Consider the following 13,307-nt stretch of genomic DNA (forward strand, 5'->3'; position numbering starts at 1 on the left):
AATTCATGGTAGTTTAATAGAAGTCTATGATGGATTAACTAATTTATAGAGAACTGGGTGAAAACGAATGTTATCAACTACAGAAATTGGAATTGATTTAGGTACAGCAAACACACTTGTATATAGTAAAAATAAAGGTATTGCCTTAAACGAACCTTCCGTTGTGGCAATCGATACTGAAAGTAAGAGCGTCCTTGCTGTTGGTAAGGAAGCGAAAGAAATGATCGGGAAGACTCCAGGCAAAATCGTGGCGATCCGACCTTTAAAAGATGGCGTCATCGCAGATTTTGATGTAACTACTGAAATGCTGAAACAAATTATGAAAAAGGCTGCAAAGAAAGGCGGCTTTTCGCTACGCAAACCTGATGTAGTCGTCTGTACGCCATCAGGTTCCACAAGCGTTGAACGCCGTGCAATTCAGGACGCAGTCAGAAATGCAGGTGCCAAAAAGGTTCACCTGATTGAAGAACCGGTTGCTGCAGCAATCGGAGCGGGACTTCCTGTTGACGAGCCGGTAGCAAACGTAGTTGTTGATATTGGCGGAGGAACGACTGAAGTAGCCATCATTTCCTATGGCGGAGTTGTCGCATGCCACTCCATCCGAATTGCTGGTGACAGATTGGACGAGGACATCATTCAATATGTACGCAAAGAATACAATGTTTTGATCGGTGAAAGAACAGCTGAAAAGATTAAAATGGAAATCGGCTATGCACTCGTTGACCATGAAATGATGGAATTGGACATCCGCGGCCGTGATTTGGTGACAGGACTTCCAAAAACGGTGACCTTGAATTCATATGAAATCAGGGACGCAATCAAGGAATCGCTTCTTCATATCATGGAAGCGATCCGCGCAACTCTCGAGGATTGCCCCGCAGAACTAAGTGGTGATATCGTAGACCGCGGTGTAATCCTCTCCGGTGGAGGCGCATTGCTTAACGGCATGCAGGATTGGCTCGGCAGCGAAATGGTCGTTCCAGTACACATTGCTCCTAACCCACTCGAATCAGTCGCAATTGGTACGGGCAAGGCACTTCAATACATTCACAAGCTGCAGCCAGCTGTGAGATAGATAACGATATAAAAAAAAGATCGCCAGATTTGGCGATTTTTTTTTTATATCTAGTTCACTTAAAAAGTTCTTGGGGAATTTTTAGGACTATAACTATTTTGCATCTAAATATTTTTCCTTTATGATTTTCAAATGATGGAGTTCATGTCCTGCAATCATATAAGCGATGGTTTCCACTTTTACGTCAAATCCATTCGCACTTCCCAAATTTTCTAATGATTTCTGTGGCAATCCTGTTAAAAGGCTAATCGTCGCATTTCTCACATTTTGGTAGTCTTCCAGGAGGTCTGACATTGCGCGCAATGGAAACAGCGCTTCTTCTACAAACCTATTTTCATCAAAACCCAAGAGCGGGCTCGTGTCACCTCTGGCAATACGCAAAATTCTGTAGGACATGATCCGTTCCGTATCGATCAGATGCCCTAATACCTCGCACAGTGCCCATTTCCCTTCAGCATATCTGAAGTTGGCTTGAGAGTCAGTAATGTTTGACAAAAGCTGATATGTATAATTCATCTGGCTGTTGAGAATGTCAATCAATTTTCCTTCTGGAAGCAGTCTGATATATTTCCTTGTATATTCCGGGAATTCTTCGAACTTTGGCCGATTGTACATATTTTCTCACACTCCCTCTATGGTCTCTATTTACATTCGATTCTGCGGCTAATATCCCCTTCTTATTACTTATTTTAAGAGGCACTAAAAACAGTGCCTCTTCCTTCATTACTCTTTATATTGTTTCCTTAACCTATTAAAGTACAGGAAAACTGGCAGTGGGATGACAATAAATCCAGTGCTTTTGATAATCTGGTTTATTGCCTGATTTTTTTGCCTTTCCTTTTCTTCCTTTATATATGTCTCATAGCTGCTCCGCAGTTCTTCCTCGCTCATGTCTTCCTTTGTACCTTCTATCTTTTCGTGCATGTTCATTTGTTTGTATTCTGAATAGCTTTGATAATAACCTGATGGACTGACAAGGTCTGCTGTAGCCATAAAAATCGAAACTCCTCCACCAATCACCATCATCAATGTTGCAAATAATACAAGATAAGTGTATAAATGCCTAACCACTTCTTCTCCCCCTTTATCTTTATTTTTCACAGCAAAGGCCAAAATGAAAACCAAAATTACAGCCGGCATGATCATGAATAGCAATGAAAAAGCAAACAATGAATCACCTCCCTTAAACTAAATATATTGCCAGCCATTATTTTTGATTAATGACCTGCACTAAAAATATCTTTTTCCAAAACAGGTGACCAATTAACAGAAAATCATGTCATTTCTTCCTTACGGTGTAATTTTACACTAAAATTAGAAAATTAACAAGAATTTTTATCCATCAAATACAGATATTTCATTCTAAAGTAAAATAAAAAAACAGCATTTCCCAAAGGAAACACTGTTTTACGTTTTTTAGAGATAGGAGATAAATTACATTTAGAGAATTGTCCAGCTCCAGCGCTTGTCGGGGCTGACCGAGACGCTTACGCTTTTCTTACATCACTCGTTTGAACATTTTTTCCATTTCATAGGTTGAATAATGGACAATGATCGGCCGGCCATGTGGACAGGTGAATGGATCTGATGATCGACGCAGTTCATCCAGTAATGCCTGGATTTCATCGGTTCGCAAATAATGGTTTGCTTTTATGGATGCTTTACAGCTCATCATGATCGCAGCTTCTTCTCGAAGTTTTTTGATTTCGACTTTTTTCATGGCCAGAAGCTGTTCAATCATTTCTTCAATCAGCTGCTGCTCCTCGCCCTGAGGGAACCATTGAGGGTGTGACCTGACGATGAAGCTATTATATCCAAACGGCTCAAGGAAGACACCGACTTTTTCCAGCTCATGCTGATATTCATTGATTTTAATGCATTCGTCAGCAGAATACTCAAGCGTGATTGGTACAAGCATTTCCTGAAGCTCGGTTGCAACCTGTCCTACCTTTTCCCTGAAATATTCATACTTGATTCTCTCCTGTGCTGCATGCTGGTCGATAATATACAGTCCTCGATCATTCTGGGCGAGAATATAGGTTCCATGCATCTGGCCGATTGGATAGAGGGGAGGGACACGGGAGGCAGACTCTTCGATTACAGGTACATGAACCTCGTTCAGGTCATTTACCTGTTCATCTTCCATATCTTCCTTTTCAGGTTGAACTTCATTCTGGGCATGTGTCTCCTCAACCATACTCCGGGTTTCTTCGACCATAAACGCATTTCGCCAATTTGGCTGTTCTGGTTGAATAAGGTCCTTTTGTTCTGAAGCTTGCCCCCGCTGGCTAAGCTCGTATGCTTTTTCTTCTATTATTGACCTGCTCGCAGGTTCTGACGTCTCTGAGGTTTTCTCGTTGACGGGTAAATGGTCCAAATTCATAAAGGTTTGTTCAGTCTTTGGCTTTACTGGTTTCTGAGTGGTGAAACCTGCAGGAATCAATTCTTTCGTCTTAAATAGAGACTTGATTAATCCGGAAACAAGCTCATTCAATTCCTGTTCCTTGCTTAACCGCACTTCCATTTTGGATGGATGGACATTCACATCGATCAAAAGCGGGTCCATCTCAATATTCAAAAGGATGACGGGGTACCTCCCGATTGGCAGCAATGTATGATATCCTTCTTGAATTGCTTTTACCAGAGCATAATTCTTGATAAAGCGACCATTGATCATAGTCGAAATATAATTCCTTGACGCTCTTGTCATTTCAGGCATTGAGATATATCCGCTGATTTTATAATCAAGGGATTCACCGGATATCGGGATCATGGCCTTAACCATATTGATTCCGTAAATGGCAGCGAGAACCTGTCGCACATCTCCGTTTCCAGCAGTTTTCAGCAGCTGTCGTCCATTATGCACAAGCCTGAATGAAATATTTGGATTCGCCAGTGCCAGCCGATTGACGACATCGGTGACATTTCCAAGCTCTGTATGAATGGTCTTCATGTATTTCAGTCGTGCCGGGGTATTAAAAAAGAGATCTGAGATCAAGATGTCTGTGCCTTTGCGGCTGTCTGCCTTTTCCAGCGACTCAACCTTGCCGCCTTCTATGATGATCTTGTTCCCTTCCATTCCGGTGGATGTCTTCATTTCAAGTCTAGAAACAGAGGCTATACTTGGCAATGCTTCACCACGGAATCCAAGCGTTCTGATTCGGAATAAGTCGTTTTCATTCTTGATTTTGCTCGTTGCATGGCGCTGGAATGCGACAAGTACGTCTTCCTCTTCAATTCCATCGCCATTGTCAGTAATCCGGATTCTTGCAAGGCCCGCTTCCTCAAGATCAATTTCAATAACTGTGCTTCCAGCATCTATAGAGTTTTCAAGCAATTCCTTGACCACAGAGGCAGGGCGTTCAACTACCTCACCGGCCGCGATTTTATTTGATAATGCATCATCAAGCTGAATGATTTTCCCCATTCCCTCACCCCCAGATCGATTTCCACGCTTACTTGCGCAGTTTTCTCTGTAATTCGTATAGCATGTTCATTGCCTGCAATGGTGTCATATCAAGGATTTCAAGTCCGCTCAATTGTTCAAGGACCTGCTTCTCTTTTTTGCTCGCACCGCTGTCCTTCTTATTTACCGGCGCTTCATCGAAGAACGAAAGCTGTGCAGCCGCCGCTGTTTCTTTCATGTGAAGTTCATTGTTTTTGATTTGTTCCGTTGTATTCTGTTCACGTACAGATTCTCTAATTTTTTCTCCACTAGGGACGTTTGAAACATGAACATCATTTTGTTCCAGGATTTCGAGAATTTCTGCTGCACGCTCAATCAGATCAGCTGGGAGTTCAGCTAACTGGGCGACATGAATTCCATAGCTCTTGTCTGCTGCGCCTTCTCTGATTTTATGAAGGAATACAACTTTTCCATTTTGTTCGACCGCACTTACATGGACATTCTTTAGCTTATACAGTTCATGATCAAGGGATGTCAACTCATGATAGTGAGTCGAGAACAGTGTTTTTGCGCCGATTTTATCATGAATGTATTCAATCATTGCCTGTGCAAGTGCCATCCCATCATAAGTCGATGTCCCGCGGCCAATCTCATCAAATAAAATCAGGCTGTCACTTGTTGCGTTTGTAATCGCATTTTTCGCCTCTAGCATCTCAACCATAAAAGTACTCTGCCCTGAAACAAGATCATCAGCCGCTCCAATCCTGGTGAACACCTGGTCAAAAATCGGCATCACAGCTTCAGATGCTGGAACAAAGCAGCCAATTTGCGCCATGATCGCAGTCAAGGCAACTTGACGCATATACGTACTTTTCCCGGACATATTCGGTCCTGTGATCAAAAGGACCTCCCGCTCATTGTCCATGTAGCAATCATTTGGCACATATTCCTGTGCATCCATTACTTTTTCGACAACAGGGTGGCGTCCATCCTTCAGCACAATTTTCCTCTCGGCTGAAAATGCTGGCCTTACATATCTGCGCTGTTCACTCAGCTCCGCGAACCCGAGAAGGACATCCAGTTCGCTTAGTGCTTTTGCCAATCCTTGCAGCCTAGGGATATATTCTTTGATTGTTTCGCGGATGCTGACAAACAACTGGTACTCAAGCTCTATGCTCTTTTCCTCTGCAGCCAGGATCAATTCCTCTTTTTCCTTCAGTTCAGGAGTGATGAATCGCTCTGCGTTCGAAAGTGTCTGCTTTCGTTCATACAGGCCTTCCTGCAGTAAATGCAGGTTCGCCCTAGTCACTTCGATATAATATCCAAATATCCTGTTGTAGCCGATCTTCAGCGATTTGATGCCTGTTTTTTCCCGCTCTTCACGTTCAAGCATAGCAATCCAACTCTTTCCGTTTCGACTGGCATCACGGTATTCGTCAAGTTGCTGATTATAGCCATCCCGGATGATATTCCCTTCTTTTACGGACATAGGCGGGTTATCCACAATGGCCTGCTCGAGCAGATCTGCTGCCTCTTCACAAGGGTCGACGCGTTCAGCCATACGTACTGCTTCTTCATGCGGTAGATTGTTCAGAATATATTTTAGTGAAGGAACCTGCAGTAAGGATCTCTTCAACTGCATTAAGTCCCTTGGATTCAGATTGCCAAACGCCACCCGACCCGCAAGTCGTTCCAGGTCATAGACGTCTTTCAGTTTTTCCCTCAATTCCTGTCGCTCGAAAAACTGGCCGGTGAAAAGCTGGACCAATTCCTGCCTGCGGCCGATTTCGTCCATTTCTATCAGCGGCCTGTTGATCCATTGCTTCAGCATCCTTCCGCCCATTGCTGTCATTGTTTCATCGAGCAGCCATATGAGCGTTCCTTTTTTCGCCGTAGAACGGATTGTCTCTGTAAGCTCAAGATTACGCTTTGAAAAATAGTCGATCTTCATATACTGTTGTACTTTATATACGGAAACCTTCTGCAAATGATCAAGACTGCGCTTCTGAGTCCTGTGCAAGTAATTGAATAATCTTGAAGACGTCTTTTTTAGCTGCTCATTTTCAAGATTTGCGAAAAGATGATTGAAGCTGTCATTGACTTCAGTGTTATCTTCAATGGAAAGTGCCAGATTGAAGCGCTCCTTCAGCTTTTTCTGGTTTTCTGTTGAAAGAGTGCTTTCAATAATAACTTCCTTTGCACCTGATAAGGACATTTCGTTGATCAGTTCCTCGATATTCCCACTTATTACTGTAGCCCTGCTTTCACCAGTTGTAAGGTCACTGCATGCAAATCCATATATTTCTCCTGGAAAAATAGACAGAGCTGCGATAAAATTGTTTTCCTTTTCTAATAGTCCTCTGCCTTCCATCATTGTTCCGGGAGTGATCAGCTGGACAACTTCACGCCTTACAACACCCTTTGCTGTTTTAGGGTCTTCTGTTTGTTCACAAATCGCAACTTTGTATCCTTTTGCGACCAGTTGTTCAATATAGTTAGGAGCAGAATGGTACGGAACCCCGCACATTGGTATACGGTCTTCTCCACCGCCCTCTCTGCTAGTAAGTGTAATTTCAAGCTCCTGGGAAGCCTTAAGCGCATCCTCAAAGAACATTTCATAAAAATCGCCTAAGCGAAAAAATAAAAAGGCATCCTGGTAATCTGCCTTCACTTGCAAGTATTGCTTGATCATAGGGGTATATGTAGCCATATTATCCTCCAAAATTCACTTTGTTTCGATCTATTACTCTAAATATCTATTATAACTCGACAAAAGTTAATTTTCGATAGAATCCCCTTAAAAAAGAATTACCAGTCAATTTTGGATAGTATAAAGAAAAGCGCAAGCGCCTCGTTCAGACCCGACTAGCGCTGGAGGGCCGACCGGCGGAGTTGAAGTTTCGGAGTTTCTAGGAGGCGAAACTGGATAAGCGTCTCGAGCTGCTGAAAGCTGACGCTTATCGCAAGATCATCGAAGAAGACTCACAGGATGAAAACTGGCTAAGCGATGGAGCTGGACAATTCTCGAAGTGAATTTTATACTTTCTCTCTTTTTAAAAAAAACAGGCCGAAGCCTGTTCAATGCGAATGAATCATTTTAAGTTTTTAAGCACTTGTTCGATGTCTTCATTGACCATTTCGATTGCTTGAGACATTGTACGGACGTCTTTGGATGCCCAGTAATCATAAAGCCTGGCCAGGTCATTCCGATTATATACTTGATTGCCAAAGTGGCTATAGAAATACGCCAACAGAACATTCACTACATTAGCAGGAAGCTTGTTCCTTGTTGAAATGGACCTTAATGCGATGTTTTCAAGGCCTCGGATATTGTTGTTTGTAAATTTCTTGACCACATCAATCGGCATAGCTGACTCGCAAAAAGTCAGGAATCCTGGATCATTTAAAATTTTATTCATATATAAATCTCCTGCATAAATTTTAGATCGTTTCAAGTGCATTTACTATAAGTTCGATGTCTTTAGATATCTCAATCCTTATCCTGACATCTTCACACCGCTGAAATTCTTTTTGCAGCTTGCTTAGTTCCTCGTGAAAGATCCGGTATTCAAATTTGTTATCCATAATCGCCCTCATTATATTCTTGACTATTCTAGAAAATATTTTCCCAATTTTTCCTTGGGTCAAACAATTTTTCTAATGAGAGATATTATATTATGCTAACAGTACCATTAAGCAGGCGATAAAGAAAAGAAGTATTTTGGTTTATTTCATTTTCCCAACTAATTTCGCAGGACAGCCTTTGGCATTGCTTTAGAATCGATATCCCTACTTCTATTTACACAACATTGTTAAAGACTTTCCTACAGCCCATTTTTGATGTTCCTGGAACAAACACACGACCGCCAACTCAGGTTCCACCCATTTGAGATGGTGGTCTGTCTCAGTCGGTTTTCCTGCATAACCAGCCAGTTCACCGAAGTAGAAATATCCCACAACCAGATAATATTCGTGATCCTTTGTTGAATAGAAATAGCGCTGGGCTTCGCCGATATAAACCCCTAGCTTAATGAACATACCCATTTCCTCAATGCTTTCCCTTAAAAGGCAGTCATGGTGGCTTTCCCCATTTTCCAACCCTCCGCCAGGAAGAAAGTATTTACCATCGTCTGTTTGCATTAAAGCAATCCTATCCTTCTGTTCATTAAAGATAATTCCATAGACACCAGGCCTCCAGGTGTATCTGACGCCTTTCTCCTTTTTTCCGAAAATAAGCATATCTTCCTCCTGCTTTAATTAAATAACTAAATCATTTATCCACCGGGATTGGAAACGAAGAGCCTGCCCTAACAGAATAATTGTTCTTCACCTTGGAGTAAAATTCCTTTCTAGAATTAGAAAAATGTATATCTAAAGAGGCAAAAAGAGAAGGATTTTTACCAATTTTATTGAAATTATATAGTTTAAATGCAGAGAAAGGATATTTCCTATGTTAAAAAAACTTGAGAGCTTAACCCTTAAATTCTTTCTGTTCTTCTTTATTTTTTCCCTTATAGAGAATTTTTTAGAATTGGAATGGATTGATCATCAAAACCCATTATTTTTCTGGACTTTTATAATCCTGGCTGGTCTTCATATTGCTATTCAACTCATTAACTTCTCAATAAAAACAAAGAAGAAGCGAGATGCTTAAATCAATACAATAAGAGCATGGGAGATGAACCCATGCCCGTTTTCCACAAATCTACCTTTCTCTAATAACATTACGCGGTCCGCTGCTGCATTGACTGACTTTGCCTTTTCAAGTCAAAAAAACTAGGAAGTGCAAGCTTCCTAGTTCGACCTTATTCTTCTTCTCCTAAGAGGAAATCTGGGTTCAAGTCTTCGAATTCATCATCATCGACTCCGTGTCCCCATTCATCGTCGTCACAATCGCAGCCCCCTGGATGGACAATAACACAGACCTTCGTTTCACCGATGACTTCCACCAGGAATTCCCTCTCTACATGAACGATGATCTTGTTGCCATTTGGCGAAATGACTGCCTCGATGCAGTTAGGCTGCTGAAGGACCTCGACAAGGACATCATGGTCATCCATGCAATCCGGGTCGCGGTATTTTAGCTTGATGACATCACAATATGTTACTTTCTCCGTCACAACTTCCGTTCTTGTATTATCATCAAAGGAGTGCCAGATATTGATGTCATAATGTCCGCTTACTTCAACTGTTTTGCCGACCTTTTTTGCTTTATACTTATGGTTTATTACCCAAGCGCCCAGAATGCTGCTCGGATGATGCGCTGGGTTGATCGTATGATTGGACTGTGTGAATTTACGTCCTTTCGCTACGACGGCTTTCGTAATAATCTCTCTGTAATCTCCCATTGCGAGCGAAACCTCCTCAATCTTTTTCAATTCATCCTATGCGTGATATTAGACTAGTGTGCGATTAATTTTAGAACAGCTGGTAAAAACTTAGGCATAGTTCATTGTATGCCCATTTGTTCTGAATGTTCCCGATTGATGAAAGTTGTAAGGATTGTTTTCGCATTAAATGTTCTAACAGAGGAATAAAAAAACAAGGCACCCGCCTAAAAGCAGATCCCTTGTTAGATAATCTTATTAATGATCGTGGCTATGACAGCTTGCACCGTTTTTGAGTGATGCTCCAGTTTCGCCTCGCAGGACATCTCCACCAGTTGATGCAATAACTTCGTCCGTTACCGTATTGGAAATGGTTGTTGCGATCAGCTGAAGAAGTTCATTCACTTCAAGCTGAGATTGTTTGAATTCCTGTACAACAGGAATTTCATCCAGCTGCTGTTCCAGGGAAGCAATTTTATCTTCTGTCTTCTTCAAAGCTTCTGGCTTTCCATAATGCTGGAAGTTCACAGCCTGCTTTTGCAGTCCTTTAATAGAAGAAATAATTGTTTTTACTTTTTCATTTTCGTGAATTTGCGCTTCCGCACGCTTAAAAAAGTCAACCTCTTCTGTTTCTGCAATCATTAAAGCAATTTCTCTTGAACGCTGGATAATATCATCTTTATTGTATTTTGCCAACTTACTTCACCTCAACTGGTTCGATTTCTTCTACCATTTCCCCGTTTAAAGACCATGTTTTTGCATTAGTAATCTTCACTTTGACAATCTTGCCGATTGCCGTTTTTGGACCAACAAAATTGACTAGCTTCAATTTGCTTGTGTAACCCGCCAATACATCCGGATTGTTTTTGCTTTCTCCTTCGACAAGCACTTCCACTACCTGGTCCTGATACTTCTTCATAGACTGTGCAGACTGCTCATTCACAAGTGCGTTCAGTCGCTGCAATCTTTCCTTCTTCACTTCCATTGGAACATTATCCTGCATTTTAGCAGCAGGCGTCCCTTCTCTTGGAGAATAGATGAAGGTATAGGCAGCCTCATAGCCCACCTCACGAACAAGGGACATTGTCTCTTCAAACTGCTCATCCGTCTCGTTCGGATAGCCTACGATAATATCCGTAGTCAAAGTAACATTAGGAATCGCTGCTTTGATTTTTTGCACTAGCTCCAAATACTGCTCACGAGTATATTTGCGCGCCATGATTTTCAATACTTCAGTGGACCCAGACTGTACTGGTAGATGGATATGATCCATCAAGTTTCCGCCCTTGGCAAGCACTTCGATTAAATGATCGTCAAAATCACGCGGATGGCTAGTCGTGAAACGGATCCTAGGAATATCAATTTTACTGATTTCATCCATCAGGTCACCCAGACCATATTTCATATCTGTAAAATCTTTTCCATACGCGTTTACGTTTTGGCCAAGCAGAGTAATTTCCTGATAGCCCTGTGCTGCCAATTGGCGCACCTCCTGGATGATATCATCAGGACGTCGGCTTCGCTCTTTGCCTCGTGTATAAGGAACGATACAGTAAGTGCAGAATTTATCGCATCCGTACATAATATTAACCCACGCCTTGATGTTACCACGGCGGACTTTAGGAAGGTTTTCAATAACGTCTCCTTCCTTTGACCATACCTCGATGACCATTTCCTTGGACATGTAGGCTTCCTGAAGGATATGAGGCAAGCGGTGGATGTTATGCGTTCCAAAAATCATGTCAACCTGGTTATATGTCTTAAGGATTTTATTAACAACAGATTCTTCTTGTGACATGCAGCCGCAGACTCCTAAAAGAAGATCCGGCTTTTCCTTTTTGAGATGCTTCAAGTGACCAAGTTCACCGAATACCTTGTTTTCAGCATTTTCCCTGATTGCACAAGTGTTCAACAGGATGACATTCGCATCATCGACACTGTCGGTTGGTTCATAGCCCAGACCGAGGAAAATGCCAGCCATGACCTCTGTATCGTGCTCATTCATCTGGCAGCCATAAGTACGGATATAGAATTTGCGGCCCTGGCCCATTCCCTTAAATTGCTCAGGAATATCAAAATCTTTCTGGTACTTGACTTCTTCCTTGCCGCGCAACTTGGCATCCTTCAAAGAAGGTGCTGTATAAACTGTTTCAAAGTACTTGCTGTAATCCTTGCTAGATTTTTTGTCCGAAGAATTTGCAGTTTGTACTTGCTGTCCTTCTAAGCGTTGATTCTCGTTCATTTATAGATCTCCTTTCATCAGAAAAGCGCAGGAATCATGTTATGTCTATGCGCTCGAACCAGGAAGCATCCAAATCCTGTTTCTATCATTTGAAAACAGGGTCATATTCCCCCTGAAAATATTAAATATACACATTATAATAGTATAAACTCTTCATTGAATGAAAACAATAGCAGGCACTTTAAATAGGGCTGCTTGAATAGTAAAAAAGCATCCTTAAGAATAAATATTATCTTAATATCTTAATTTTAGTTGTGATTCTCATCACTATAATCGATCCGACTGCGATAAAATAAGGCCGTTCATTAAGAAACCAGATATTGAATAATAAAACCCCAATCAAAGGATTGGGGTTTTATCGCAATCCGGTGTTCACGACCGGATATTATATTACATGAATTCAGCTACAAGCTTATCAAAATGAGCTTGGTCCAGCTTAAGGTCTGCTTGTGAAAGCGGAGTTTCTGAATAGCCGCTTACAAGCTCCTGATAAGATTTACGCTCAGTGTTTTGATAGATTAATCCTGTTACAAGACCATTATGCTGCATCAATGTCTGCATTGCAGCTTCACGGTTTGATGGATCGTATCCTTCGATATCGCTAAGCTTTGTAAGGTTTTCCTTGAACCAGTCGTATGTGTTTACCTTGTTGTACGTTACACAAGGGCTGAATACGTTGATCAAAGAGAATCCATCGTGATTGATTCCTGCTTCAATTAGAGCAGTCAAATCTTTCAGGTCCGTAGAGAAGCTTTGTGCCACGAAAGTAGCACCAGTTGTTAAAGCCAGTTCCATTGGAGAGATCGCTTGCTCAATAGAACCCGCTGGAGTTGACTTTGTTTTGAAGCCAGCAGCCGAACGCGGGGAAGTTTGTCCCTTTGTCAGACCATAAATCTGGTTGTCCATGACAATGTAAGTAATGTTGATGTTACGGCGGATCGCATGGACTGTATGTCCCATACCGATCGCGAAGCCATCTCCGTCGCCGCCGGAAGCAATAACTGTTAAATCACGATTCGCCATCTTAACGCCCTGCGCAATTGGAAGTGCGCGGCCGTGGATGCCGTGGAAACCGTATGAATTGATATATCCTGAGATACGGCCAGAGCAGCCGATACCTGAAATGACAGCCAAGCCTTCAGGCTCAAGACCAACATTTGCAGCAGCACGCTGAATTGCCGCCTGTACAGAGAAGTCGCCGCAGCCTGGGCACCAGTTTGGTTTTACATTATTGCGAAATTCTTTAAAAGTCGCCAT

At 42.0% G+C, this 13,307-nt stretch carries 12 protein-coding genes; 1 reads left to right on the forward strand and 11 read right to left on the reverse strand.

Annotated features, from left to right (window positions below; all coding sequences use genetic code 11):
- The first annotated feature begins 67 nt into the window (after positions 1-67).
- A complete protein-coding gene (gene mreBH / locus ACXAEA_RS15120) occupies positions 68-1,075 on the forward strand; it encodes a rod-share determining protein MreBH (RefSeq protein ID WP_475096711.1) in 1,008 nt (335 codons plus the stop codon).
- A gap of 93 nt (positions 1,076-1,168) precedes the next feature.
- Here mreBH and ACXAEA_RS15125 read toward each other — a convergent pair whose 3' ends face one another.
- From ACXAEA_RS15125 to ACXAEA_RS15175, 11 genes are all read right to left on the reverse strand, one after another.
- Positions 1,169-1,690, reverse strand: a complete 522-nt coding sequence (locus ACXAEA_RS15125) for a DinB family protein (protein WP_475096712.1) — start codon at positions 1,688-1,690, stop codon at positions 1,169-1,171.
- Positions 1,691-1,798: 108 nt separating this feature from the next.
- Positions 1,799-2,245, reverse strand: coding sequence for a hypothetical protein (locus ACXAEA_RS15130; RefSeq protein ID WP_475096713.1), 447 nt, complete (start codon positions 2,243-2,245; stop codon positions 1,799-1,801).
- A 328-nt stretch (positions 2,246-2,573) separates the two neighbouring features.
- Positions 2,574-4,502, reverse strand: a complete 1,929-nt coding sequence (mutL, locus tag ACXAEA_RS15135; protein ID WP_475096714.1) for a DNA mismatch repair endonuclease MutL — start codon at positions 4,500-4,502, stop codon at positions 2,574-2,576.
- A gap of 28 nt (positions 4,503-4,530) precedes the next feature.
- Entirely contained in the window at positions 4,531-7,191 is a 2,661-nt protein-coding gene (mutS, locus tag ACXAEA_RS15140) for a DNA mismatch repair protein MutS (protein ID WP_475096715.1), read from the reverse strand.
- 382 nt (positions 7,192-7,573) lie between these two features.
- On the reverse strand, positions 7,574-7,900 hold the full coding sequence (locus ACXAEA_RS15145; protein ID WP_475096716.1) for a hypothetical protein: 327 nt from the start codon (positions 7,898-7,900) through the stop codon (positions 7,574-7,576).
- A 22-nt stretch (positions 7,901-7,922) separates the two neighbouring features.
- Positions 7,923-8,066: a hypothetical protein gene (locus ACXAEA_RS15150; protein WP_475096717.1), complete on the reverse strand. Its 144-nt coding sequence runs from the start codon at positions 8,064-8,066 to the stop codon at positions 7,923-7,925.
- 210 nt (positions 8,067-8,276) lie between these two features.
- The gene (locus ACXAEA_RS15155) at positions 8,277-8,720 is read right to left on the reverse strand and encodes an NUDIX hydrolase (RefSeq protein WP_475096718.1); all 444 of its coding nucleotides are present in this window, start codon (positions 8,718-8,720) and stop codon (positions 8,277-8,279) included.
- 566 nt (positions 8,721-9,286) lie between these two features.
- Positions 9,287-9,829: an outer spore coat protein CotE gene (locus ACXAEA_RS15160; RefSeq protein WP_475096719.1), complete on the reverse strand. Its 543-nt coding sequence runs from the start codon at positions 9,827-9,829 to the stop codon at positions 9,287-9,289.
- Between the two features lie 237 nt (positions 9,830-10,066).
- Positions 10,067-10,504, reverse strand: a complete 438-nt coding sequence (locus ACXAEA_RS15165) for a YlbF/YmcA family competence regulator (RefSeq protein ID WP_475096720.1) — start codon at positions 10,502-10,504, stop codon at positions 10,067-10,069.
- A gap of 1 nt (position 10,505) precedes the next feature.
- Positions 10,506-12,050, reverse strand: coding sequence for a tRNA (N6-isopentenyl adenosine(37)-C2)-methylthiotransferase MiaB (gene miaB / locus ACXAEA_RS15170; protein ID WP_475096721.1), 1,545 nt, complete (start codon positions 12,048-12,050; stop codon positions 10,506-10,508).
- A gap of 390 nt (positions 12,051-12,440) precedes the next feature.
- Entirely contained in the window at positions 12,441-13,307 is an 867-nt protein-coding gene (locus tag ACXAEA_RS15175; RefSeq protein WP_475096722.1) for a 2-oxoacid:ferredoxin oxidoreductase subunit beta, read from the reverse strand.

This window comes from Mesobacillus sp. ABV4_180, assembly GCF_056158485.1.